At 76.3% G+C, this 22,193-nt stretch carries 20 protein-coding genes, 1 pseudogene and 1 riboswitch; of the genes and pseudogenes, 15 read left to right on the top strand and 6 right to left on the bottom strand.

The features are described 5' to 3' along the window. The first annotated feature begins 261 nt into the window (after nucleotides 1-261). The 4 genes from ACI78U_RS22590 to ACI78U_RS22575 all read left to right on the top strand — a co-directional run bounded on the left by ACI78U_RS22590 (nucleotide 262) and on the right by ACI78U_RS22575 (nucleotide 6,891). Nucleotides 262-1,488 (top strand): MFS transporter, encoded by a 1,227-nt coding sequence (locus tag ACI78U_RS22590; RefSeq protein ID WP_456877645.1) that lies wholly within the window; start codon nucleotides 262-264, stop codon nucleotides 1,486-1,488. A 4-nt stretch (nucleotides 1,489-1,492) separates the two neighbouring features. Next, nucleotides 1,493-2,191 (top strand): acVLRF1 family peptidyl-tRNA hydrolase, encoded by a 699-nt coding sequence (locus ACI78U_RS22585; RefSeq protein WP_456877644.1) that lies wholly within the window; start codon nucleotides 1,493-1,495, stop codon nucleotides 2,189-2,191. Between the two features lie 34 nt (nucleotides 2,192-2,225). Next, complete coding sequence (locus ACI78U_RS22580) at nucleotides 2,226-4,289, top strand: HelD family protein (RefSeq protein ID WP_456877643.1); 2,064 nt, start codon at nucleotides 2,226-2,228, stop codon at nucleotides 4,287-4,289. A gap of 82 nt (nucleotides 4,290-4,371) precedes the next feature. Then, complete coding sequence (locus tag ACI78U_RS22575) at nucleotides 4,372-6,891, top strand: transglycosylase domain-containing protein (protein WP_456877642.1); 2,520 nt, start codon at nucleotides 4,372-4,374, stop codon at nucleotides 6,889-6,891. Between the two features lie 38 nt (nucleotides 6,892-6,929). Here ACI78U_RS22575 and ACI78U_RS22570 read toward each other — a convergent pair. Both ACI78U_RS22570 and ACI78U_RS22565 read right to left on the bottom strand, forming a co-directional pair. Then, a pseudogene (locus ACI78U_RS22570) lies at nucleotides 6,930-7,748 on the bottom strand (YhjD/YihY/BrkB family envelope integrity protein); the annotation flags it as partial. Nucleotides 7,749-7,803: 55 nt separating this feature from the next. Further along, complete coding sequence (locus ACI78U_RS22565) at nucleotides 7,804-8,025, bottom strand: hypothetical protein (RefSeq protein ID WP_456877641.1); 222 nt, start codon at nucleotides 8,023-8,025, stop codon at nucleotides 7,804-7,806. A gap of 189 nt (nucleotides 8,026-8,214) precedes the next feature. Further along, nucleotides 8,215-8,350: riboswitch (cyclic di-AMP (ydaO/yuaA leader) on the top strand. Nucleotides 8,351-8,357: 7 nt separating this feature from the next. On the opposite strand from ACI78U_RS22565, the gene ACI78U_RS22560 reads away from it, so the two are divergent. The 3 genes from ACI78U_RS22560 to ACI78U_RS22550 all read left to right on the top strand — a co-directional run bounded on the left by ACI78U_RS22560 (nucleotide 8,358) and on the right by ACI78U_RS22550 (nucleotide 11,280). Further along, complete coding sequence (locus ACI78U_RS22560) at nucleotides 8,358-9,485, top strand: C40 family peptidase (protein WP_456877640.1); 1,128 nt, start codon at nucleotides 8,358-8,360, stop codon at nucleotides 9,483-9,485. Nucleotides 9,486-9,621: 136 nt separating this feature from the next. Then, nucleotides 9,622-9,939, top strand: a complete 318-nt coding sequence (locus ACI78U_RS22555) for a DUF3817 domain-containing protein (RefSeq protein ID WP_456877639.1) — start codon at nucleotides 9,622-9,624, stop codon at nucleotides 9,937-9,939. 15 nt (nucleotides 9,940-9,954) lie between these two features. Next, complete coding sequence (locus ACI78U_RS22550) at nucleotides 9,955-11,280, top strand: serine hydrolase domain-containing protein (protein ID WP_456877638.1); 1,326 nt, start codon at nucleotides 9,955-9,957, stop codon at nucleotides 11,278-11,280. 83 nt (nucleotides 11,281-11,363) lie between these two features. Here the strand turns inward: ACI78U_RS22550 and ACI78U_RS22545 are convergent, their stop codons facing one another. Further along, nucleotides 11,364-11,882, bottom strand: a complete 519-nt coding sequence (locus ACI78U_RS22545; protein ID WP_456877637.1) for a hypothetical protein — start codon at nucleotides 11,880-11,882, stop codon at nucleotides 11,364-11,366. 53 nt (nucleotides 11,883-11,935) lie between these two features. Between ACI78U_RS22545 and ACI78U_RS22540 the strand changes: the two genes are divergently transcribed. Then, nucleotides 11,936-12,190 carry a DUF3253 domain-containing protein gene (locus ACI78U_RS22540; protein ID WP_456877636.1) on the top strand — a complete coding sequence of 85 codons (255 nt, stop codon included), beginning with the start codon at nucleotides 11,936-11,938 and terminating at the stop codon, nucleotides 12,188-12,190. Here ACI78U_RS22540 and ACI78U_RS22535 read toward each other — a convergent pair. Together ACI78U_RS22535 and ACI78U_RS22530 are read right to left on the bottom strand one after the other, a co-directional pair. Further along, complete coding sequence (locus ACI78U_RS22535; protein WP_456877635.1) at nucleotides 12,180-13,256, bottom strand: M42 family metallopeptidase; 1,077 nt, start codon at nucleotides 13,254-13,256, stop codon at nucleotides 12,180-12,182. The two genes, ACI78U_RS22540 and ACI78U_RS22535, sit on opposite strands and share 11 nt — an antisense overlap. 9 nt (nucleotides 13,257-13,265) lie before the next feature. Further along, a complete protein-coding gene (locus ACI78U_RS22530) occupies nucleotides 13,266-13,763 on the bottom strand; it encodes an Lrp/AsnC family transcriptional regulator (RefSeq protein WP_456877634.1) in 498 nt (165 codons plus the stop codon). Between the two features lie 216 nt (nucleotides 13,764-13,979). Between ACI78U_RS22530 and pdhA the strand changes: the two genes are divergently transcribed. Genes pdhA through ACI78U_RS22515 form a run of 3 tightly spaced genes read left to right on the top strand, consistent with a single transcriptional unit; the run spans nucleotide 13,980 to nucleotide 17,659 of the window. After that, on the top strand, nucleotides 13,980-15,119 hold the full coding sequence (pdhA, locus tag ACI78U_RS22525) for a pyruvate dehydrogenase (acetyl-transferring) E1 component subunit alpha (protein ID WP_456877633.1): 1,140 nt from the start codon (nucleotides 13,980-13,982) through the stop codon (nucleotides 15,117-15,119). Continuing rightward, entirely contained in the window at nucleotides 15,119-16,096 is a 978-nt protein-coding gene (locus ACI78U_RS22520) for an alpha-ketoacid dehydrogenase subunit beta (protein WP_456877632.1), read from the top strand. Before pdhA ends, ACI78U_RS22520 begins: the two co-directional genes overlap by 1 nt. Nucleotides 16,097-16,099: 3 nt before the next feature. After that, entirely contained in the window at nucleotides 16,100-17,659 is a 1,560-nt protein-coding gene (locus tag ACI78U_RS22515) for a dihydrolipoamide acetyltransferase family protein (protein WP_456877631.1), read from the top strand. Nucleotides 17,660-17,720: 61 nt separating this feature from the next. Here ACI78U_RS22515 and ACI78U_RS22510 read toward each other — a convergent pair whose 3' ends face one another. Continuing rightward, complete coding sequence (locus ACI78U_RS22510) at nucleotides 17,721-18,284, bottom strand: hypothetical protein (protein WP_456877630.1); 564 nt, start codon at nucleotides 18,282-18,284, stop codon at nucleotides 17,721-17,723. A 199-nt stretch (nucleotides 18,285-18,483) separates the two neighbouring features. Between ACI78U_RS22510 and ACI78U_RS22505 the strand changes: the two genes are divergently transcribed. From ACI78U_RS22505 to ACI78U_RS22490, 4 genes are all read left to right on the top strand, one after another. Beyond that, the gene (locus ACI78U_RS22505; protein WP_456877629.1) at nucleotides 18,484-19,680 is read left to right on the top strand and encodes a sensor histidine kinase; all 1,197 of its coding nucleotides are present in this window, start codon (nucleotides 18,484-18,486) and stop codon (nucleotides 19,678-19,680) included. Further along, entirely contained in the window at nucleotides 19,677-20,348 is a 672-nt protein-coding gene (locus ACI78U_RS22500; RefSeq protein ID WP_456877628.1) for a response regulator, read from the top strand. The genes ACI78U_RS22505 and ACI78U_RS22500 overlap by 4 nt, the downstream gene beginning before the upstream one ends. Before the next feature lie 4 nt (nucleotides 20,349-20,352). Then, on the top strand, nucleotides 20,353-21,516 hold the full coding sequence (locus tag ACI78U_RS22495; protein ID WP_456877627.1) for an AGE family epimerase/isomerase: 1,164 nt from the start codon (nucleotides 20,353-20,355) through the stop codon (nucleotides 21,514-21,516). 77 nt (nucleotides 21,517-21,593) lie between these two features. Next, the gene (locus ACI78U_RS22490; RefSeq protein WP_456877626.1) at nucleotides 21,594-22,061 is read left to right on the top strand and encodes an SRPBCC family protein; all 468 of its coding nucleotides are present in this window, start codon (nucleotides 21,594-21,596) and stop codon (nucleotides 22,059-22,061) included. The last annotated feature ends 132 nt before the right edge of the window (nucleotides 22,062-22,193 follow it).

Genomic DNA, 22,193 nt, shown 5'->3' with positions numbered 1-22,193 from the left:
CCACGCCCCCCACCCCCCCCCCCCCCCCCCCCCCCCCCCCCCCCCCCCCCCCCCCCCCCCCCCCCCCCCCCCCCCCCCCCCCCCCCCCCCCCCCCCCCCCCCCCCCCCCCCGGGTCCCGCGGGCCCCGCGTCGGACAGCGTCGTCCGGGGCGGGGCCCGTGTCCGTCCGCACACGGAACGCAAGCGGTCCGCCTGCCCGCCGTGCCGCCGTCGGTTAGCGTGGAGTGAACCCGCGTCCCCCTGACGACAGGTCCCCCTCCTTTGCTCAGTCCCTACCTGCACGTGCTGCGCACGCCGCACGCACTGCCCATGGTGCTCGCGGCCTTCGTCGGGCGGCTCCCGCTGTCGATGGTGGGCCTGGGGTGCGTCCTGCTGGTGGCGTCCGAGACCGGCTCGTACGGGCTGGGCGGCACGGTGGCGGCGGCCGGCGCGGTCACCACCGCCCTGGCCGGCCCGCTGCTGGGGCGGCTGGCCGACACCTTCGGCCAGCGCCGCGTGCTCGTCCCGGTCGTGCTCGTCTTCGCCGCCGCGGGGGCGGCGTTCCTGGCCGCGGTCAAGGACGACTGGCCGCGCTGGACGCTCTTCGCCACCGCGGGCGTCGCGGGCGCGTGCATCCCGCCGGTCGCCTCGATGATCCGCGTGCGCTGGACCCACCTGCTGCGCGGCACCAAGCGGCTGCCCGCCGCGCTGGCCATGGAGTCGGTGGTCGACGAGCTGGTCTTCATCGTCGGGCCGGTGCTGGTCACCTTCCTGTCCACCACCGGGCACGCCACCTCCGGCGTGGTCACCGCGTTCACCCTCGCCGTCGTGGGCGCGCTGCTGTTCGCCGCCCAGCGCCGGACCGAACCCCCGCCGCACGGCCACGAGGCGCGCCGCGGGCCCTCGGCGATCCGCACGCCCGGCCTGCGCGTGCTGTTCGTCGTCGGTGCCGCCGTCGGCTCGGTCCTCGGCACGCTGGAGATCGCGCTGGTCGCCTTCGCCGACGAGGCCGACGCCATGGGCCTGTCGGGTGTGCTCATCGCGGGGCTGGCGGTGGGCTCGATGGTCAGCGGCATCGGCTGGGGCGCCGTGCACTGGCACCACCCGCTGCGGCACCGGCTGCTGGTCGTCCTGCTGGTGCTCACCGTGCTCACCGTGCCGCTGGTCGTCGTCGACAGCGTCTGGGTGATGATCCCGTTCGTGGTGGTCGCCGGCATCGCGGTGTCGCCGTCGCTGATCAGCTCGTTCACCCTCGCCGAGATCATCGTCCCGCGGACCGCCGTCACCGAGGCCTTCACCTGGATCGGCACCGCGCTCGGGCTGGGGGTCGCCGTCGGCACGTCGATCGCCGGGAAGATCGTCGACACCGCCGGCGCCAACGCGGCCTTCCTCGTGGCGACGGTGTCGGCCGGGCTCGCCGCCGTCGTCGTGCTGGTGGCCCAGCGGCTGCTGCACGTGCCCGCCGAGAACATCGCCGAGCCGGTCCTCGCCGGTGAGGTGACCGGCTGAGCCGGTGACCCGCCCCCGGCCGGCGGCCGGCGGCGGCCGCGTCCTCGGCGTCGCACCGGAGCGGCTGGGCCGGTGGCTCGACGGCGTCGCCGCGCGGCACGGGCCCTTCGTCGAGGTGACCGGGGACGACGACGGCGCCGTGGCCGTCACCTGCCAGGACGGCACCACGCTGACCCTGCGCGCACCGTTCGCGTGGACGCCGGCACCGGCGCTGCTGACCTCGTTCACCGCCGCCGCCCGGCAGCCCCGGCGCGCCGCCGTCCTGCTCGTGCGCCGGGGCCGGTGGGCGACCGGGGTCTTCGACGGCGCCGACCTCGTGGTCTCCAAGGTCGACACGCGGCTGGTGCAGGGGCGCAGCGCGGCCGGCGGCTGGAGCCAGCAGCGCTTCGCCCGCCGCCGGACCCACCAGGCCGACGCGGTGGTCGGCGCCGCCGCCGGGACCGCCGCCCGGGTGCTGCTGCCGCACGCCGCCGGCGTCGAGGCCCTGTTCACCGGGGGCGACCGGCCGATGGTCGACGCCGTCCTCGCCGACCCGCGGCTGGCCGCGCTGGCGGCGCTGCGCCGCGACCCCGCGCTGGAGGTCGGCGAGCCGACGCGCGCGGTGCTCGAGGCGACCCCCGCCCAGTTCCGGGCGGTCCGCGTCCACCTCGTCGAGCCCGGTGACCGTCCGGGAGGGGACCGAACCACAGGGTCACGAGCGTGACGCGGGCCACCGCGAGGCGTAGCGTCCAACGACCGTGTCCGCCCCACCGACCGACACGAGCCCTCCCGCACCCTCCGTTCCCGACCCCGTCCTGGCCGCCGAGCGCGCCCACCTGGCCCGCGCCGCCGACTGCCTGACCGGGATGCGCGCCGCCGCCTCCGCCGTCGTCGACGCCGGGGTGGACGCCTGGGCCTCCGAGCGGCTGGGCGCCGCCCGCGCCGACCGGCTGCGCGCCCTGGCCGCCGACCCGGGCGTGCCGCCGTTCTTCGGCCGCACCGACACCGGCGCCCCCCACGGCACGACCGAGACCTTCCACATCGGCCGCCGGCACGTGCGCGACGCCGCGGGCCGGCCGGTGGTCATCGACTGGCGGGCCCCGATGAGCCGCCCGTTCTACCGGGCCAGCGCCGCCGACCCGCAGGGCCTGGTGCGCCGCCGCCGCTTCGGCTTCTCCGGCGGGGAGCTGACGAGCTACGAGGACGAGCTGCTCGGTGCCGGCCAGGAGGGCGACTCGGCGCTGCTGCGGCGGGAGATCGAGCGCCCGCGCAGCGGGCCCATGCGCGACATCGTGGCCACCATCCAGCCCGAGCAGGACGAGATCGTGCGCGCCCCGCTGGCCGAGTCGGTGTGCGTGCAGGGCGCGCCCGGAACCGGCAAGACCGCGGTCGGCCTGCACCGGGCGGCCTACCTGCTCTACACGCACGGCGGCCAGCTGGCGCGCACCGGCGTCCTGGTCGTCGGGCCGAACCGGGCGTTCCTGCGCTACATCGAGCAGGTGCTGCCCACCCTCGGCGAGGTCGACGTCGACCAGACGACGGTCGCCGAGCTGACGGCGCGTGTGCCGGTGCGGGCGCAGGACGCCCCGGAGGTCGCCGTCCTCAAGGGCGACGCCCGCATGGCGCAGGTGCTCGAGCGGGCGCTGTGGGGCACCATCGCCAAGCCCGCCGACGACGTCCTCGTCCCGCTGGCCGGCCGCCGGTACCGGGTCCCGGTCGAGCGGCTCAAGCGCCACGTCGACGACCTGCGCCGGCGCGGCCGCCTGGCCGACGACCAGCAGCGGCTGCACCACGCCGCCGGCCGCGAGCGGCTGGCGCTGCTGCTGGCCGAGGAGGCCCGCCGGCAGAACGAGGAGGCCGGCGGCAGCCCCTCCGACGGGGAGGTCCGCCGCGCCGCCCGCAGCGCCGGGGTCCGCGCGTTCTGCGACGCCGTCTGGCCCGCCCGCGACGCCGCCGCGCTCGTGGCGGAGCTCCTCTCCGACCCCGCCGTCCTCGCCCGCGCCGCCCGCGGCGTGCTGACCGACGACGAGCAGGCCCTGCTGCTGCGCCCGGCCGCCCGCTCGGTCCGCGCGACCCCGTGGACCGCCGCCGACGCCGTCCTGGTCGACGAGGCCGCGGGGCTGGTCGAGCGCACCGCCGGCTACGGGCACGTGGTCGTCGACGAGGCGCAGGACCTCACCCCCATGCAGTGCCGGGCGATCGCGCGCCGGCTGGCCGCCGGGTCGCTCACCGTGCTCGGCGACCTCGCGCAGGCCACCGGCCCCGGGTCGCCGGCGGACTGGGCGCCGACCCTCGCCGGCCTGGGCCGGCCGCAGACCGCCGTCCGGCCGCTCACCCGGGGCTACCGGGTGCCCGGTGAGGTGCTCGACTACGCCAACCGGCTGCTGCCGGTCATCGCCCCCGGGCTGCGCCCGGCCACCGCGGTGCGCCGCGACCCCGGCGCGCTGGAGGTCCGGCCGGTCGCCGACCTCGCCGGGCCGCTGGCCGAGGTCGTCGCCGCGCTGGCCGCCGACCCGGGGTCGGTCGGCGTGGTCTGCGCCGACGCCGCGGTCGCCGGGGTGGCGCGGTCGCTGGCCGACGCCGGCCTGCCCGCCGAGGTGCTCGCCGACGACGGCTCGGCGGCCGGGCGGGTCGCCGTCGTCCCCGCGACGCTGGCCAAGGGGCTGGAGTTCGACGCCGTCGTCGTCGCCGACCCGGCCGCGATCGTGGCGGCCGAGCCGCGGGGGCTCAACCGGCTCTACGTGGTGCTGACCCGCGCGGTGAGCACGCTGGTGGTCCTGCACCGCGACGACCTGCCGGTGCCGCTGGCCATCGAGCCCTAGCGCGTCGCCGCGGGCCACACCGGCGCGGGTGGTTGTGGTCGGCGGTGATCTCTGTTCCAGTGATCGGCCGAGGAGGGAGCCCATGGACCGGCCCAGTCCGGCTGGGACGCTGCTGCGTCTGGCCGCCACCGTCGTGGTCGCCGGGGCGCTGGTGGCGGGTCTGCTCCTCCCGTGGATCGGCGGCCCGGCGGTCGCCGCCCAGCGCTCCACCGGCCTGCTGGGCGACCTGCCCACCGAGTTCACCGTCGACACGCCGCCGGGCAACACCGTGCTGCTGGCCGCGAACGGCGAGCCGATCACGTACTTCTACGACGAGAACCGCCAGCCGGTGGCCTCCGAGCAGATCGCCGAGGTCATGAAGGAGGCGATGATCGCCATCGAGGACGCGCGGTTCCACGAGCACAACGGGCTCGACGTGCAGGGCACGGTGCGCGCGCTGGCCACCAACATCGTCGCCGGCGGGGTGGCCGAGGGCGGCTCCACACTCACCCAGCAACTGGTGAAGCAGACCCTGCTGCAGGCCGCCGACACCCCGGAGGAGCGGGTGTCGGCCACCGAGCAGACCGTCGGCCGCAAGGTGCGCGAGGCACGCCTGGCCCTGGCGATCGAGGACCTCTACACCAAGGACGAGATCCTCACCCGCTACCTCAACACCGTCTACTTCGGCTCCAACGCCTACGGCGTGCAGCCCGCCGCCCGCGCCCTGTTCGGCGTCGACGCCTCTGCGCTGACGCTGCCGCAGGCCGCGCTGCTGGCCGGCCTGGTGCAGAGCCCCACCGAGGACGACCCGTTCGTCGACCCCGAGGCCGCCACCGCACGGCGCGACGAGGTCCTCTCGCGGATGGCCGAGCAGGGCATGGTCACCGCCGCCGAGGCCGCCGCCGCGCTGGCCGAGCCGCTGGGCCTCGCGCCGGGGCCGCCGCCGCGCCGAGGCTGCGTCGAGGCCAGCGTCGGGCCGTTCGTCTGCGACTTCGTCCAGCGGTACCTCATCCAGGAGCTGGGGCTGACCCAGGAGCAGCTGGACAACGGCGGCTACGTCGTCCAGACGACGCTGGACCCGGACCTGCAGCGCTCCGGTGACGCCGCGGTGCTGCGGACCGTGCCGCTGGAGGACTCGCTGGCCGGCATGTTCACCGCCGTCGAGCCCGGCACCGGCCACCTGCTGGCGATGAGCGTCAACCGCACGTTCGGCTACGACCGGTCCGACCCGACGCAGGAGTCGTTCAACCTCAACACCTGGCCCAGCCAGGGCTCGGGCTCGACGTACAAGGTCTTCGTGGCCGCCGCGGCGCTGGCCCGGGGCTACTCCTCCACCTACACGCTCACCGCCGCCGACCCCTACGTCTCCCGCGTGTACTCCGGCCCCTGCCAGGGCCGCGACACCGACGGCCGGTACTGCGTGCGCAACGCCGGGTCGGGCTACCGCCCGACGCTGGACCTGACCACCGCGCTCTACCAGTCCTCCAACACCTACTTCCTCGCGCTCGAGGACGCCCTCGGCAGCGTCGAGGAACCGGTGCGGATGGCCGAGGCCGCGGGCCTGTTCCAGTTCAGCCCGCCGGAGCTGCCGCAGCAGATCATCGACGAGAACCGCGGCTCGTTCACCTTCGGCGCCGAGGCCACCAGCCCGCTCGCCCTGGCCAGCGCCTACTCGACGTTCGCGGCCGGCGGCACGCAGTGCGACGTCGTCCCGGTGACCGCCGTGCTCGACGCCGCCGGGCAGCCGGCCCGGGGTGCCGACGGCGAGCCGCTGCCGGTGGGCGACCGGTGCACGCCCGAGGCCATCCCTCCGGGCGTGGCCACCACGATGAACCAGATCCTCCGCAAGGACGTCGAGCCGGGGTACCGCGGGCAGACCGGGTCGCGCGCCTACGTCCGCGGGCACCAGATCGCCGGCAAGACCGGGACCTCGCAGGACAACTACTCGGTGGCCTTCGTCGGCTACACGCCCGAGATCACCGCGAGCGTCATGGTGCTCAACCCCAAGGAGAACGAGGACGTCGGCGGCTTCGGTGGCGGCAAGGGCGCCACGATCTGGCGGGACGCGATGGAGCCGATCCTCACCGCCCGGGGCAGCGGTGAGTTCCCGCCGGCCGACGAGACGGTGGAGCACGGCAACACCCGGCCGGTGCCCGGCTGCTCGGGCGCGCGCAGCTGCGAGCGGGTCCTCGCCGAGGCCGGCTTCACGCCGCAGACGCTGCGGGTCGACAGCGACGAGCCGGCCGGCGCCTTCCTCGGGACCAGCCCGCCCCGGGGTGCCCGGGCGGTGCCCGGCCAGGTCGTGTCGATCCTGGTGAGCAACGGCAGCGACTACGTCGAGCCGGCTCCCGAGCCGGTCGCCCCCGACCCCGCTCCCGATCCCGAGCCGCCCGCCCCGGCGCCGGAGCCCGCTCCGGAACCCCCGCCCGGGCCCCCGCCGCCGGAACCGGCTCCGGAACCGGCTCCGGAACCGGCTCCAGAACCCCCGCCCGGCCCCCCGCTGCCCGGCACCGTGCCGGAGGACCCGGCCGGGGCGCTGCCGGCCCCGGGGGAGGGCGCGCCCCCGGCACCCGCGGAGCCGGCACCCGCGCCGGCCGAGGGGGCGCCCTGGAGCCCGGGGTAGTGGGCGCCGGCCTGACGCCGGGCGAGCCGCTCGTCGAGCGACTGGGTGAGCAGCCACCCGGCCAGCAGCACCAGGTGCAGCAGGAACAGCCACAGCCCGACGGCGACCACCGCCCCGACGACGACCAGGCCGCCGAACGGGGCGCCGAGGTCCAGCGGCAGGGACAGGAACAGGACGAAGCCCTGCAGGAACCCCGACAGGCAGGCCGCGGTGAACAGCGCCCCGCTGGTGAGCGCCGTCCAGCGGAAGCGCCCGCCGGACACCACGCCGTAGCCCCACAGCAGCGGCACCGTGAGGACGAACAGCACCGAGTAGTAGCCGACGGCGAGGCGGCCGACCACCGCCCCGGCGCCGTCCTCGCGGGCCAGGTCGGCCATCACCCGGGCCGCGAGCAGCAGCGGGTACAGCAGCAGCGGTGAGACGACCACCAGCGGCAGGCTCAGCAGGCGGCCGCGCCAGCCGGTCAGGCTCTCCCGGCGGGGGCTGAACCGCAGCAGCGCCCGGCGCAGCCCCTCGCCGTAGAACGTCAGCGGCACCAGTGCCAGCACGAAGCCCAGGAGGTCCAGGCGGGTGCCGGCGTCGACCAGGCGCTCGACCGCCTCCGGGGCGCCCAGTGGGGTGGGCAGCAGCTCGGTCAGCCGGGCGGCGAGCGCACGCACCTCGTCGGCCGAGGTCGCCAGCGCGGTCAGCCGCACCGCGACCAGCAGCAGCGGCACCACCGCGATGCCGGCGTAGAAGGTCAGTCCCGCCGCGATCAGGGCGAGGTCGCGCCCGCGGAGCAACTGCCGGGCGCCGGCCAGCAGGCCCCTCGTCTCGGCGCGCAGGCGGGCTGCGGTCCACCTGCGTTCCGGAGTCACCCGCCCATGCCACCAGCCCCCGCGACCGGGCGCCCGTCGGGGGGTCGGTGGACGGTCAGTCCTCGGAGGTGTCGTCGGTGGTGGGCGCGTCGTTGCCGGGGTTGGGGCCGGTCTCCTGGCACGCGGCGTCGTTCTCGTTGCTGGCGTTCTCGCCGCTCGCGTCGCAGTTGGTGGGCCCGCGGGAGAAGTCGGTGTTGTCGCCGCAGGCGGTCAGGGAGCCGAACAGCGCGAGCACGACCAGCGGCCGGGCCAGGCGCATCCGGGTGGAGGTGGACATGCCTGACTCCTACACGCCCCGGCGCCCGGCCAAACCGCCGGGGGCAGGCAGTCCGGTGACCGGGCGACCACGGAATGTCACCGATGTGATTACACCGGGGTGATTGTCACGCGTCCGTCACGGCCCTTACTCTGTGTACGTCCAACGGGGCGCTCCGTCACCGACCTGGGTGACACCCCGAGGACGCCGTCGAGCCGGTCGCCCCGTGGGGCGCCGGGCCGGGGACCCACCGCAGTCCTGGGGTGCAGCGCGTGTCCGCACGCGCCGGGCGAGTCCACGCCCGAACCCGTCAGCTAACCCGGTAGGCGGCCTGGGAAGAGGAGAACCGCCGCGTGGCGTCCCTGCGCACGTCTGTCCCCGGCATGCCCGTGACCGGCCGCCCGGCCCGCCGCCGGCAGGGTCGCCTCGCCGCCCTCGTCCTCGCCGGGGCCCTGGGGCTCGGCGTGGGGGTCGGGGTGGTCCCCTCGTCCGCCCTGGCCGAGGAGCCCACGACGGCGGCCGAGGCCGCACAGCTCGTGGCCGCCCGCGGGCACGAGCTCGAGGTCGTCACCGAGGAGTTCAACGAGGCCCGCGAGGTGCTCGCCGCGCAGCAGGCCGCGGCCGAGGCCGCCGCCGCCTCCCTCGCCCAGGCCCAGGCCGCCGCCGGCACCGCCCGCGAGCAGGTCGTCGGCATCGCCCGCTCCGCCTACACCGGCAACGGCATGGGTTCGCTGCAGGCGCTCCTGACCAGCGAGGACGCCGACGAGTTCGTCAACCGCGTCAGCCTCCTGCAGGGCGTCGCCGGCTACCAGGGCGAGCTGCTCGGCCAGGCGGTTGCCGCGACCGACACCGCCACCGCCGCCCAGGCCGCCGCCACCGATGCCGCCGTCGAGGCGCAGCGCCAGTACGACGCCGTCGCTGCCCAGCAGGCCGACCTCGAGGACCAGATCGCCGCCTACCAGGCCGACTTCGCCCGGCTGACCGCCGAGGAGCAGCGCGCCGCGCTCGAGGCCGCCGCGGCCGCGCACGCCGCCGAGGACGAGCGGGCCAGCCGCGACGACGAGCGCGAGGAGCCCGCCGCGGCGCAGCCCGCCGAGGAGGCGCCGGCAGCGGCGGCCGCGCCGGCCAGCGGCATCGCCGGCACCGTCGTGGCCACTGCCATGGCGCAGCGGGGCGACCCCTACGTGTGGGCCGCCGCCGGCCCGGACTCCTTCGACTGCTCGGGCCTGACCCAGTACGCCTTCAAGGCCGCCGGTATCAACCTCCCGCACTCGAGCCGGATGCAGTCGCAGATGGGCACCGCGGTCTCCCGGGCCGACCTGCAGCCCGGTGACCTGGTGTTCTTCTACAGCCCGGTCAGCCACGTGGGCATCTACATCGGCAACGGCCAGATGGTGCACGCGCCCACCTCGGGCGACGTCGTCAAGGTGGCCGGCGTCGACTCGATGGGCGGCTACGCCGGCGCCCGCCGCATCGGCTGAGGAAGGACCACCCTCCTCCCCGGGAGGGTGGCCGTTCCGGCGCGTTGCCGGGGTCACACCCGGTCCGGGACCTCCGGCGGAGCCTGCCGCGTTGCACCCTGCGGAGCCGCCGCCGATCCGTGAGGACCGCATCCCCGTGAACCCCCGCACCGTCGCCACCGCCTTCCGCGTCGTCGCCGTCGCCGAGGCGCTGTCCTGGGTGGGCCTGCTGGCCGGGATGTACGTGAAGTACGTGCCGGAGACCTCCGAGGTCGGCGTGCAGGTGTTCGGCCCGGTCCACGGCGCGGTGTTCGTCGCCTACGTCGTCGTGGCGCTGGTCGCGGCCCGGGTGCTCCGCTGGTCCCCGGGGACGACGCTGCTGGCGCTCGCCGCCTCGATCCCGCCGCTGGTCACCGTCGTCTTCGAGCGCTGGGCCGGCCGCACGGGGAGGCTGGCGGTCCCCGCGCGGGCCTGACCTACGGTTCCGGGCATGCCGACCGTGCTGCCCGCCACCGCCCGCACCCTGCTGGCCCGCACCGCCCGGGTGCAGCGCGACGGCCGCGCGCCGAGCCTGGTGGCCGGCGTCGTACGGGACGGCGGCCTGACGTGGTCGGCCGGCCGCGGCGACGTCGCCGAGCCGCACACCGACGTCCAGTACCGGCTCGGCTCGATCAGCAAGACGGTCACCGCGGTCGCCGTCCTGCGGCTGCGTGACGAGGGCCGGCTCGGCCTCGACGACCCGCTCGACCGGCACCTGCCCGGCACCCCGCTGGGCGACCGCTCGATCGGGCAGCTGCTGTCGCACCTGGCCGGCGCGTCCGCCGAGAGCCCCGGCGGCTGGTGGGAGCGGGTGCCCGGCGGGTCCCTGGCCGACCTGGCGCTCGGCGGGGACGACGTCGTCCTGGGCGAGGCCCGGCGCTTCCACTACTCCAACCTCGGCTTCGGCCTGCTCGGCGAGCTCGTGGCCCGGCTGCGCGGGCGGGCATGGGACGACGTGGTCACCGCCGAGGTGCTCGCGCCGCTGGGCATGACCCGGACGACGCCGCGCCCGTCCGGCCGCGCCGCGCAGGGCTGGGCCGTGCACCCGTGGGCCGACGTCGCGCTGCCCGAGCCCGAGCACCACGCCGGCGTGATGGCCGCCGCCGGTCAGCTGTGGGCCACCCTCGCCGACCTCGCCCGGTTCGCCGCGTTCCTGCTCGGCGACACCGGCGACGTGCTGTCCCCGGCCACCCTGGAGGAGATGGCGGTGCCGGCCGGCGTCGACCCGTCGTCCCCGGCCTGGTCGGCGTACGGGCTCGGGCTGCAGGTGCTGCGGGTCGACGGCCGCACGCTGACCGGGCACGGCGGCTCGATGCCGGGCTTCCTCGCCGGGGTGTTCGTCGACCGCGAGGAGGGCACCGGCGGGGTCTCCCTGGCCAACACCACCAGCGGCCTGGACGCGCTGCTGCCCGGGCTGCTCGCCGACCTGCGCGCCGCCGAGCCGCGGGTGGTCGACCCGTGGCGCCCGTCGGAGCCGCCGGTGCCGCTCGAGCAGCTCGGCGTCTGGTACTGGGGCCCGGCGCCGCACGCCCTGCGGGCGGTGGCCGGCGGACTGCTGCACCTGGGGCCGCTGCCCGGACGGGCCGGACGGGCCAGCCGCTTCCGCCGGGGCGAGGACGGCCGGTGGGTCGGGCTGGACGGCTACTACGCCGGGGAGACGCTGCGGATCGCCCCCGACCACCTCGACCTGGGCACGTTCGTCTTCACCCGGCAGCCCTACGACCCCGCGGCCCCCGTTCCCGGCGGCGTCGACCCCCGCGGCTGGACGGTGCCCTGAACCGTCGAGATCACGTGATCTCGACGCCATCGACGCCCTGGCCCGTCGAGATCACGTGATCTCGACGGGCATCGTGCACACCGTCAGGGCCGGTCGAAGGCGTCCATCGTGGTCTTGACGACGGCGCCGTAGGCCAGGTGCGGCACGAGGTCGCTGACCCAGTCGGTGGCCGACCACGTGCGGGGGTCGGTGACGCCCAGCGCCGTCATGGGACCGTTCGCGGCCACCAGCACGCCGAGGGTGGTCAGCAGCGTGCCCACCAGCGGCTGCGACCGGAACCCCGACGCCCGCGCCAGCCCGGTGAGCACGCCGACGCCGACGCCCGCGACCAGGCCGGTGATCGGCCCGAGGCCCTGGAGCCGGTTCTGCCGGTGCTCCTCGTCGCCGGGGATCGGCACGTGCGCCTTCTCGGCGAGCCTCTCCACCGTCTGCTCGGGCGTGGAGCTCGTGCCGCGGCCGCGGACGGTCATGTCCAGGTAGGTGACGGCGTTCAGCGCGGTGGACCCGGCCGCTCCCGCCGCCGCGCCGCGCAGCGCCCAGCCCAGCGTGCTGATGCCCCGCCTGCCCTTGCCGAAGGTCCCCACCGGGGTGCGCTTTGCCATGGCTCCGCCGGTACCCGGGCGCGCGACCTGCGCAAACGGCGCACCATGGGCGGGTGGACGACGCCGGCCCGGCCCTCGAGCGCGCCATCGACGCGCTGCTCGACGCCCGCGCAGCGGGGGCCACGATCTGCCCGTCGGAGGCGGCCCGCGCCGTCGACCCGGAGGGCTGGCGGGCACTCATGCCGCAGGCGCGCGCGGCCGCGGGCAGGCTGGCCGCACGCGGCGCGGTCGAGGTGACCCAGCGCGGCGCGGTGGTCGACGTCGGCACCGCGCGCGGGCCGGTGCGGATCCGGCGGGTCAGCCGCTGACCGGCAGCGGCCGGGACAGGAAGGCGGCGAGCAGCCGGGCGGTGCGGTCGACCGTGCCGGCGTGGAGCACCTCGTAGCCGTGGGTGCTCAGCGTGGGCAGGCTCAACAGGGCCGCCCGCGCCGTCTGGCCCGACGCCTGCGCCTGGGAGGCGTCGGAGTCGAAGGACTGCCACACCGCCGTCTGCGGGTCCAGGCCGAGCTCGGTGCCGACGTCGACCAGCGCGTCGGCGACGGCCCGGTCGTAGACGACGGCGTCGTCGGCGTAGGCCACCACCGGCCCGCCGTCCAGGGTGACCTGGTACTCGGGCTCCGCGGGGCCGACGTCGAGGGCGAGGGTGAGGTCGCCGGGCAGCGTCCGGGCGGCGTGAGAGGCGCCGATCCCGCCCATCTCCTCGTTGGTGGTGGCCACCAGGTACACGTCGCCGTGCGGGCGCCCGCGCAGCAGCCGCGCCGCCCCGACCAGCGCGGTCAGCGCGGCCCGGTCGTCGAGGAAGTACGAGCCGACGTGGTCGCCGAACCGGGTCAGCCCGCGCCGGTCGGCGTGCACGCAGACCCGCGTCCCCGGGTGCACCCCGGCGGCGGCGAGGTCCTCGGCCGGGCAGCCGGTGAAGACGTACACGTGCGACCAGTCCATCGCCTTGTCGCCCTGGTCGGGCTTGGTCTGCCAGATCCGCTGGCTCTCGGCGGTCGTGTGCTCCGAGCCGAGCGTGAGGACGCCGGTGAGCGTCCGGTGCCGGCCGAGGACGGCGACCGGGCCGAGGCCGAAGTTGCCCGGGTACATGACGCCCAGCGAGGTCACCCGCAGCGTGCCGTCGGGCTCGACCCGCTTGACCATCATCGACAGCTCGTCGAGGTGGGCCACGACCCGGACGGCGGGGGCGGACCGGTCCGTCCCGTGCAGGAGCGCCACGAGGTTCCCGGCGGCGTCGACGGTGACCTCGTCGGCCAGCGGCTCGAGCTCCCGCCGGACGACGTCGCGCACCGCCTCCTCGTGCCCGCCGGGGCCGTAGGTGCGGAGCAGTTCGTCGAGCAGGTCGGGCAGCGGGGTGGGCGCCTCGGAGGTCACCGGGAGCCCCTACCCCGACGGCGGGCGCTCTCCCGCCGCCCGCTCGAGCAGCGGGTCGACCCGGTGCTCCACGTAGCGGCGCAGCGCCAGGGCGGTGTCGGTGCGCTCCACACCGGGCAGCGCGAGCACCTGCTCGGTCAGCCGCCACAGGTCGTCGGCGTCGACGGCGACCACCCGCACCAGCAGGTCGGCCGCGCCCGACAGCGCCGTCACCTCCAGCACCTCGGGCATCGCGGCCAGCGCGGCCGCGACCTCCTCGAGACCGCGCTGCACCACCTGCACCGTCACGTAGGCGCCCAGCCGGTAGCCGAGGGCCTCCGGGCGCACGCGGGAGGCGAAGGGGGCGAGCAGTCCGCCGGACTCCAGCCGGGCCAGGCGCGCCTGGACGGTGTTGCGGGCCAGCCCGAGCTGCTGGGACAGCGCCAGCACCGTGGCCCGCGGGTCGGCGTCCAGCGCCTGCACGAGCCGTGCGTCGGTGGCGTCGAGGCGCTCGGGGCCGGCGGGCACGGTGGCAGTCTGACACGTCCGGAGGACGCGGGGCACGCATCCTGCTCAGTGCACCGTCGCGGGCTTGCGCATCCCGCCTCCGGGGTGGTGTGCTCCTCCGCGGCGTGGGACGTGTCACGATGTGTGAGTGGAGCCACAACCCCGGCGCCACAGGACGTCCAGCACCGCGACCGGCCGGCGACCCCGGCAGCCGCGGACGACGGCGAGGAGCAGCGCGTGAGCGTGTCGAGCGCGACCACCGAGATGGTCGACCCCGTACCCGGGGCGGCCGCGCCCCACCTGCCGCAGCAGCCCGACCTGGTGCAGCTGCTCACCCCCGAGGGCGAGCGCGTCGAGCACCCCGACTACCCGCTCGACGTCTCCGCCGACGAACTGCGCGGGCTCTACCGCGACCTCGTGCTGGTCCGGCGGTGGGACGTCGAGGCGACCGCGCTGCAGCGCCAGGGCGAGCTGGGCATCTGGGCCTCGCTGCTGGGCCAGGAGGCCGCGCAGATCGGCGCCGGCCGGGCGATGGCCCACGACGACATGGCCTTCCCGACCTACCGCGAGCACGGCGTCGCCTGGACCCGCGGGGTCGACCCGCTGCACGTCATCAGCCTCTTCCGCGGCGTGGACAACGGCGGCTGGGACCCGGTGGCGACCGGCTTCAACCTCTACACCGTGGTCATCGGCGCGCAGTGTCTGCACGCCACCGGCTACGCCATGGGCCTGCAGCGCGACGGCGCCGAGACCGCGACGCTGGCCTTCCTCGGCGACGGCGCGACCAGCCAGGGCGAGGTCAACGAGGCGCTGATCTGGGCGGCCAGCTTCTCGGCGCCGGTCGTCTTCTTCTGCCAGAACAACCAGTACGCGATCAGCGTGCCGCTGGAGCGGCAGACCCGGATCCCGCTGTACCAGCGCGCGGCCGGGTTCGGCTTCCCCGGCGTGCGGGTCGACGGCAACGACGTCCTCGCCGTGCTCGCCGTGACCCGGGCGGCGCTGACCGCCGCCCGCGAGGGCCAGGGCCCGACGTTCATCGAGGCCTTCACCTACCGGATGGGCGCGCACACCACTTCCGACGACCCCACCCGCTACCGGCTGGCCAGCGAGCTGGAGGAGTGGAAGCTGCGCGACCCGATCGCGCGCCTAAAGGCCTACGTCTCGCGCACCGGCGTCGCCGACGCCGGGTTCTTCGACGCCGTCGAGGCCGAGGCCGACGAGCTGGCGGCGCGGATCCGCTCGGGCACCACCGAGATGGCCGACCCGCCCGGGACGGCGATGTTCGACCAGGTCTACGCCGAGCAGACGCCGCTCGTCGCCGCGCAGCAGGCGGAGTTCGAGGCCTACCAGGCGTCCTTCGAGGAGGGCGGGCACTGATGTCCGAGACGCTGACCATCGGCAAGGCCCTCAACCTGGGCCTGCGCCGCGCCATGGAGGACGACGCCAAGGTCGTGCTCATGGGCGAGGACATCGGGCGCCTCGGCGGGGTCTTCCGGATCACCGACGGCCTGCAGAAGGACTTCGGCGAGGACCGCGTCGTCGACACCCCGCTGGCCGAGGCGGGCATCCTCGGCACCGCCGTCGGGCTGGCCATGCGCGGCTACCGGCCGGTCTGCGAGATCCAGTTCGACGGGTTCGTCTTCCCGGCCTACAACCAGATCGTCACGCAGGTCGCCAAGATCCACGCCCGCTCGCGCGGCCGGCTGCCCATGCCGATCGTCATCCGGATCCCCTTCGGTGGCGGCATCGGCGCGGTCGAGCACCACAGCGAGAGCCCGGAGGCGTACTTCGCGCACACCCCGGGGCTGAAGGTGGTCGCCGTCAGCAACCCGGTCGACGCCTACTGGGGCATCCAGCAGGCCATCGCCCACCCCGACCCGATCGTCTTCCTCGAGCCCAAGCGGCGGTACTGGGAGAAGGCGGAGGTCGACACCGACGCGACGCCGGACCCGCTGTTCGCCTCCCGGGTCGTCCGCGGCGGCGACGACGTCACGGTGCTGGCCTACGGCCCGATGGTGAAGACCGCGCTGCAGGCCGCCGAGGCCGCCGCCGAGGAGGACCGCTCGCTCGAGGTCGTCGACCTGCGCACCCTCTCGCCACTGGACCTCGACCCGGTGTTCGACTCGGTGCGGCGCACCGGGCGCTGCGTCGTCGTCCACGAGGCGCCGGTGACCCTGGGCCTGGGTGCGGAGATCGCCGCGCGGGTGACCGAGACGTGCTTCCACTCGCTGGAGGCGCCGGTGCTGCGGGTGGGTGGCTACGACACCCCGTACCCGCCGTCGAAGCTCGAGGAGGAGTACCTCCCCGACCTCGACCGGGTGCTCGACGCCGTCGACCGCGTGATGGAGTTCTGACCGATGGCACTGCGCCAGTTCAAGCTGCCCGACGTCGGGGAGGGCCTGACCGACGGGGAGATCCTGCAGTGGCTCGTCGCGGTGGGTGACACCGTGACGGTCAACCAGCCGCTGTGCGAGGTCGAGACGGCCAAGGCCGCCGTCGAGCTGCCCTCCCCGTACGCCGGCACGGTGACCGAGCTGCTGTTCGAGGCGGGCACGACCGTCGACGTCGGCACGCCGATCATCACGATCGACACCGGTGGGGACGCCCCGGCGCCCGCGCCGGCGGCCGGCGGTGCCGCGCCCGCGGCGGAGTCCGCGGAGCCCGCCGCCGGGCTGATCGGCGGGGCGGCACCCGGCGGGCGGACGGCGGTGCTCGTGGGCTACGGCCCGCGGAACACCGAGGCCCGCCGCCGGCCGCGCCGCGCGGTGCACTCCGCGCCGGCCCCGGTCGGCGCCGACTACGGCTCGGGTGGGCAGGACCGGCCGCCGCTGCTGGCCACCGCCCCCGACGCCACCGTCAAGCCGGTGCGGCACGGCGGGCTCGAGGTCGGCCGGCAGGCCGAGGCGCACGCCCGAGCGGAGGCGGCCGCCCCCTCCCGGCCGGTCGCGCCGGGGCACGGGCGGGTCCGGCCGCTGGCCAAGCCGCCGGTGCGCAAGCTGGCCCGCGACCTCGGCGTCGACCTCACCGCGCTCACCGGCAGCGGCGCCGGTGGCGTGATCACCCGCGAGGACGTCACCGCCGCGGCCGCGGCACCGCCGGCCGAGGCGACCGCTCAGGCGGCGGCCCCCGCGCCGGCTGCCGACCCGGCCCGGGACCTCGCCCAGGACCTCACCCAGGACCTGGTGCCCGACCTCGCCACGGTCCCGGCCGGCGCGCCGGCCGCCGGCGAGCGGGTGCCGGTCAAGGGCGTGCGCAAGGCGACCGCGGCGGCGATGGTGGCCAGCGCGTTCACCGCGCCGCACGTCACCGAGTTCCTCACCGTCGACGTCACGCGGATGATGAAGCTGCGGTCGCGGACCGCCGCCCGGCCGGAGTTCGCCGGGGTGAAGGTCAGCCCGCTGCTGTTCGTCGCGAAGGCGCTGCTGCTCGCGGCCAACCGGCACCCGATGGTGAACAGCTCCTGGGACGAGGCCGCGCAGGAGATCGTCGTCCACGGGCAGGTCAACCTCGGCATCGCCGCGGCCACCCCGCGCGGGCTGATCGTGCCCAACGTCAAGGGCGCCGACCGGCTCTCGCTGCGCGAGCTCGCCGCGGCGCTCACCGAGCTGACCGAGACCGCCCGGGCCGGGCGGACGGCGCCGGCCGACATGTCCGGCGGGACGATCACGATCACCAACGTCGGCGTGTTCGGCGTCGACACCGGCACGCCGATCCTCAACCCCGGCGAGTCGGCGATCCTGGCCTTCGGCGCCGTCCGCGAGATGCCGTGGGTGCACAAGGGCAGGGTCCGCGTGCGGCAGGTGACCCAGCTCGCGCTGTCGTTCGACCACCGGGTGATCGACGGGGAGCTCGGCAGCCGGTTCCTCGCCGACGTGGGCGCCCTGCTGTCCGACCCCCGGACCGCGCTCGCCTACTGATCGCACACGCCAGCGGGCCCTGCCGGATCACCGCCAGGGCCCGCTGGCGTCGCCGGGAGGGTCAGGCCCGGCGGTCGAGCTGCCCGCGCAGCAGCAGCCAGCCGACGACGGCCAGGTAGGCGCCCACCGGCACCCCGCCGCCGGTCTGGGACAGGACCAGGAAGACCGGCGTCACCAGCGGCAGCAGCGCCACGAGCGGGCGGGACACCCGCCGCGAGCGCCACAGGGCGACGGCCAGGGCGACCGAGCCGAGGAACCACAGTGCGTTGGCGACCAGCGCCACGGCGGGGAAGAAGGACAGGTCCTCGCCGTTGACCGCGCTCGACAGCATGCCGCCGCTGAGGAGCACGGTGCCGGCCGAGGCGACGTACGCCGTCCACCGCGCGCCGGCCAGCGCGGCGAGCCGGAGGTAGAGCACCGGCAGCGCCCACAGCATGACGCTGGTGCCCACGAGCAGGGCGGCGGTCCGCGGCTCGATCGCCGGGTCGGTGTCCTGCGGGTGGAGCACCTGGGTGACGCCGACGGCGACGGAGATGCCGGCGGCGACGAGCGCGGCGGCGCCGGCCCGGGTGTCGGGGCGCCGGCCGGCCGGGGCGGTGGCGGGGGTGGGCAGCGTGGTGGTCACGAGAGCTCCTCGGGGTGCAGGGAGTCGCCTGGTCAGGCGGTCGCCGAGGACGCTAGGGACGGCCGGGACCGGCGACATCGGCCTGCGGTCCACATCCGCACCGCAGCCGGTCGCGACCGCGGCGTCGACCATCGTCGAACCCCCGTGTCGCCTCGAGGTGGACGTGCGGGCGGGGCGGTGACCCGTAGGTTCGGCGTCCGTGACGACGACCGCCGGGGCCGCCCGGCACCCCGCCGTCGCGGCGGCGTCGGTGCCCCGCTGGACCAGCGGGCTGGACCTGGCCGTCGCGGCCGGCCTCGCGGTGTGGGGGCTGGTGGAGGTCGTCCTCTCGCCCGACCTCGCCCCGGTGCCCGGCACGCTGTTCGTCCTGGTCGTGACCCTCCCGCTGGCGCTGCGCCGCCGGTTCCCCGGATCGGTCACCGCCGTGGTCGCGGCCGCCCTCGTCGTGCACGCGGCGACCGCGGAGGCGGCGGCGACCTTCACGCCCTTCCCCAGCCTGCTGCTGGCCGCCTTCAGCGTCGCCGTGCACGTCCGCTCCCTGCCCGCGGCCGTGGGCCTGGGTGCGCTGCCGGTGGTCGCGATGGGGGTGGCCGGGCAGCTCGGCTACTTCGGCGTCGAGGCCGCCCACCCGCGCTCGCTGGTGCTGCTGCTCTTCTTCGTCGCCGGCGCCTGGACCGGCGGGCGCGTCGTCCACCACCGGGCACTGGCCGCGCTGTGGGCCGAGGAGGACTCGGCCGCCGCGGCCGGCGAGGCCGTCGCGCTCGAGCGCGCCCGCATCGCCCGCGAGCTGCACGACGTCGTCGCCCACTCGGTCTCGGTCGTCGTGCTGCAGACCGGTGCCGCCGAGGCGTTCGTCGTCCGCGACCCCGACCGCGCGCTCGCCCACCTCGGCATGGCCCGGCGCACCGCCGCCGAGGCGATGCGGGAGATGCGCCACCTGCTCGACGTGCTGCGCGAGGGACACCCGGACTACACGCCGCAGCCGGGCATCTCCCGGCTCGAGGACCTCGTCCGCGACGCCCGCGGCGCCGGTCTCGACGTCGACCTGGCCGTGCGCGGTGAGGGCGCCGCGGTCCCCGACGGGCCCTCGCTCGCGGTCTACCGGCTGGTGCAGGAGTCGCTGACCAACGTGCTCAAGCACGCCCCCGGCGCCCGGGTCGGCGTGCGGGTCGAGGTCGACGCGCAGGAGGTGCGGCTCCAGGTGCGCGACGACGGTGGCCACCGGGTCGGGAGCGTGCCCGCCGTCCCCGGCGGTGACCTCGCCGGCGGCGGCGGCGGGCACGGCGTCCCGGGGATGCGCGAGCGGGTGCGGGTCTACGGCGGCTCGCTGACCGTGGGCGCCGTCGACCCGGCCGGCTGGGAGGTCCGTGCGGTGCTGCCGCTGGTGGGGCCGTGACCGCGCCGGGCCCGCTGCGCGTGGTGGTGGCCGACGACCACGCGCTGGTCCGGTCGGGCATCGCCGGCGTGCTCGAGGGTGCCGGGCTGGCGGTGGTGGGCGAGGCCGCGGACGGGCAGGAGGCGGTCGAGCAGGCGCTCGCGCACCGGCCCGACGTCGTCGTCATGGACGTGCGCATGCCGCGGACCGACGGCATCGAGGGCACCCGGCGGCTGCGCCGGCTCGCCGAGCCCCCGCAGGTGCTGGTGCTGACCACCTTCGACCTCGACGAGTACGTGTTCCGGGCGCTGGAGGCCGGGGCCGCCGGCTTCCTCCTCAAGGACGCCCCGCCGGACCGGCTGGTCGAGGCGGTGCGGGTCGTGGCGACGGGGGAGGCGCTGCTGGCGCCCGTGGTGACCCGGCGGCTGATCGAGCGCTACCTGCAGGCGCCCCCGGCCGCGTCGGGACCCGACCCGGCCGCCGACCTGAGCCCCCGGGAGCGAGAGGTCTGGCACCTGCTGGCCCAGGGCCTGTCCAACACCGAGATCGCCGCCGCGCTCGTCGTCACCGAGGCGACGGTGAAGGCGCACGTCACGCGGCTGCTGGCCAAGCTCGGCGTGCGGGACCGCGTCCAGGCCGTGGTGCGCGCCTACGAGACTGGCCTGGTGCGGCCCGGGCGACCACGATGACCCGGTGACCGACCTGGACGGGCTGCTGGCCCTCGCCGCGCGCTCGCGGCTGCCCGGCGGCGGGTTCGGCTACCTGCGCAGCGACGGCTCGGTCGAGCCCGGCCGCCCGCAGGAGACCTGGATCGTCGCCCGGATGACCCACGTCTTCGGCCTGGCGCACCTGCTGGGCCGGCCCGGCGCGGGGGAGGTGGCCGCCTCCGGGGTGGCCGGGCTGCGCGGCGGGCCGCTGCACGACGGCGTGCACGGGGGCTGGCGGGCGGCCGAGGACGACGACACCAAGTCCGCCTACGTGCACGCCTTCGCCGTCCTGGCGGGGGCCACGGCCACCGCCGCCGGCACCGAGGGCGGCCGCGCGCTGCTGGAGGAGGCTCTGGAGGTCTGGGAACGGCGGTTCTGGGACGACGCCGCCGGTCTGGCCGTGGAGGAGTGGACTGCCGGCTGGTCCCGGCTGTCGGACTACCGCGGCGCCAACGCCAACATGCACGGCGTCGAGGCCACGCTGGCCGCCGCCGACGCGCTCGGCGGGGACGAGGCCGTGCGGCTGCGGCAGCGGGCGCTGCGCAGCACCGAGCGGATCGTGCACGGCTGGGCCCGCGAGCGGGACTGGCGGCTGCCCGAGCACTTCACCGCAGAGTGGACGCCGCTGCCGGAGTTCAACCGCGACCGGCCGGCCGATCCGTTCCGGCCCTACGGCGTCACGGTGGGCCACCAGTTCGAGTGGGCGCGGCTGACCCTCCACCTGCGCGCGGTCCTCGACGACCCGCCGGCCTGGTTGCTCGACGACGCCGTCGCGCTGTTCGACGCCGCCGCCGGGCGGGGCTGGGCGGCCGACGGCGAGCCGGGCTTCCCCTACACGCTCGGCTGGGACGACCGCCCGGTGGTGCCCGCGCGGATGCACTGGGTGCTGTGCGAGGCGGTGGCGGCGGCGACCGTGCTCGGCGCGGTCACCGGGCAGCCCCGGTACGGCGAGCTCGCCACCACCTGGTGGGCGCACGGCGAGGAGCGGTTCGCCGACCCCGCCACCGGCAGCTGGCACCACGAGCTGACGCCGACCGGGGAGGTGGCCACCGGCACCTGGTCCGGCCAGCCCGACGCCTACCACCTCGCGCAGGCGCTGCTGCTGCCCGGCCGGCCGGTGCGGGGCAGCGTCGCCGCAGCCCTGCGCTGACCGGTGTGTCCGCCCGCGCGGGGCGGGGTAGGCCCGGATCGCCCACAACGAGATCCCGAGCAACGAGGAGCGTTCCCGTGGCCAGCGTGCAGGAATCCGTCGACGTCGACGTCCCGATCCGGGTCGCCTACGACCAGTGGACGCAGTTCGAGTCGTTCCCGCAGTTCATGGGTGGCGTCGAGCGCATCACCCAGGTCGACGACACGCACACGCACTGGATCACCAACATCGACGGCGTCAAGCGCGAGTTCGACGCCGAGATCACCGAGCAGCACCCCGACGAGCGCGTCGCCTGGGCGAGCACCGGCGGTGACGCCAAGCACGCCGGGGTGGTCACCTTCCACCGCCTCGACGACACCAAGACCCGCGTCATGATCCAGATCGACTGGGAGCCCACCGGCGTGGTGGAGAAGGTCGGGGCCGCGCTCGGCTTCGACGACCGGCAGGTCAAGGCCGACGCCAAGCGGTTCAAGGAGTTCATCGAGAGCCGCGGCACCGAGACCGGCGCCTGGCGCGGCGACGTCCCGCGCCCCGACCAGCGCTGAACCGGCCGGCGCGATGATCAGGTGACCTGATCCCCGGGCGTCCACCCACCCCTCCCCCCCGGACGGAGCACGCTCCACCTTCAGGGCCCCTCATCGTAGGGGAGCGCGCCACCCCCAAGTAGTCGGGCGCCC

It is taken from the genome of Geodermatophilus sp. SYSU D00710, assembly GCF_054050195.1.
The sequence above is the reverse complement of the archived record's forward strand: the minus strand, read 5'-3'. Positions and strand labels throughout refer to the sequence as shown.